Below are 1,325 nucleotides of genomic sequence, written 5' to 3'. Positions count from 1 at the left end.
CGTCGACGTCGACCCCGGGGCCCTCGATCCTGGCCAGGGTCGAGCGGGCCTCCTCCGTGCGGCCCTTCATCACGTACCAGCGCGCGGTGTCGGGCAGCCGGAGCAGCAGGATCGTGATCACCACGCCGGGGATCGCCGCGAGTCCGAGCATCCAGCGCCAGCTCTCGGTGGGCGCGAGCGCCATCGCCACGAGATAGCCGAGGATGATGCCGGAGACGGTGGCGACCTGGTAGAGCACGAGGAACGCGCCGCGCGAGCGGGTGGGCGCCGACTCGGCCACGAAGACCGGCACGACCACCACGGAGATGCCGATCGTCAGACCGAGCAGGAAACGCGCGATCACGAGCACCCACAGGAAGGGGGCGAGACCGGAGAGGAGCGAGAACAGCGCGAAGCAGGATGCGACGGCGACCATCGTCGGCTTCCGGCCGATCCTGTTCGCGAGCGCGCCGCCGAACAGCGCGCCCAGGATCTCGCCGACGACGACCGTCGTGGTGACCCACGACTGCGCGGCGGCGTCGAGGTGGAAGTCCTTCGCGAGGAACAGCATCGCACCGCCGATGTTCGACGAGTCGTAGCCGTAGATGATGCCGACGGTCGCGGCCGCGATGCCGACGAGGATCGCCAGGCGGGTCGTGCGGCGGTTGCCGGTCAGTGCCGAACTCATGATCCCGTCCTTCTGTTCAGGTTTCTCCCAGGGAGGGGCATTCGAGAGTACACCGGCGGATCCGCCTCTCAGACGACGAACCGCCACACGTACTCCAGCCCGTCCTCCGGCCGGAACCAGGCGAGGGTGATCACGATGTCGTCGACATCCGCATCGCAGAGGCACACCTCCATCTGATCGCCCCGGCGCACGTGCCCCCAGAGCTGGGTGCGACCGGGATCCGAGGAAGCACGGGCGAAGACGCGCACGAAGCGGATGTCCTCGCCGCCGTTGGTGATCATCGGATGCGTCCTGTCGCGTCGGTCGACGGTCCAGGGAACCGGATACGCCGGCTCGGGGGGTCGAGCCGAGGGCGGGTCGGGGGAGCGGTTCATGACCCCACGCTAGGAGCGGGCGCCGACGATCGCGGCGACAGAGCCCCCGCGGCGACGAGGGCTGTGCAGAGCTTCCCTCCCCGGCGGATTGTGCGGATCGGTCAGAGCTGCTCGCCGGGCGGCGAAGGATGCAGTTCCGGGCCCGGGCCTTCCGGCGCGGAGATCGGGGCGGGCTTCCGGCGCACCACGTCGGCGGCCTTCCGGCCGACGACGCCGACGCCGCGCGCTGCGCTGCCGGCCGCTCCCGCCACCGCGGACCCGGCCAGTTGCGCACCGCGCGCGAT

General features: G+C 70.8%; 2 protein-coding genes and 1 pseudogene. All 3 read right to left on the bottom strand.

What is annotated here, in order from left to right; all coding sequences use genetic code 11:
* Nucleotides 1–667: MFS transporter (locus B7X32_RS20915; RefSeq protein WP_292724163.1), on the bottom strand; the 667-nt coding region annotated here is incomplete at its 3' end.
* A 68-nt stretch (nucleotides 668–735) separates the two neighbouring features.
* On the bottom strand, nucleotides 736–1,041 hold the full coding sequence (locus tag B7X32_RS20910) for a hypothetical protein (RefSeq protein ID WP_292724161.1): 306 nt from the start codon (nucleotides 1,039–1,041) through the stop codon (nucleotides 736–738).
* Between the two features lie 101 nt (nucleotides 1,042–1,142).
* Nucleotides 1,143–1,325 (bottom strand): annotated as a pseudogene (locus B7X32_RS20905) (hypothetical protein); the annotation flags it as partial.

The sequence above is a fragment of the Microbacterium sp. 13-71-7 genome (assembly GCF_002257455.1).
Lineage (GTDB): Bacteria > Actinomycetota > Actinomycetes > Actinomycetales > Microbacteriaceae > Microbacterium.
This window is presented reverse-complemented; position numbering and strand designations above follow the sequence as displayed.

What these genes read in the sequence shown, in the direction of transcription:
- B7X32_RS20910 (WP_292724161.1), bottom strand. Translation starts at nt 1,041, where the DNA reads ATGAACCGCTCCCCCGACCCGCCCTCGGCTCGACCCCCCGAGCCGGCG.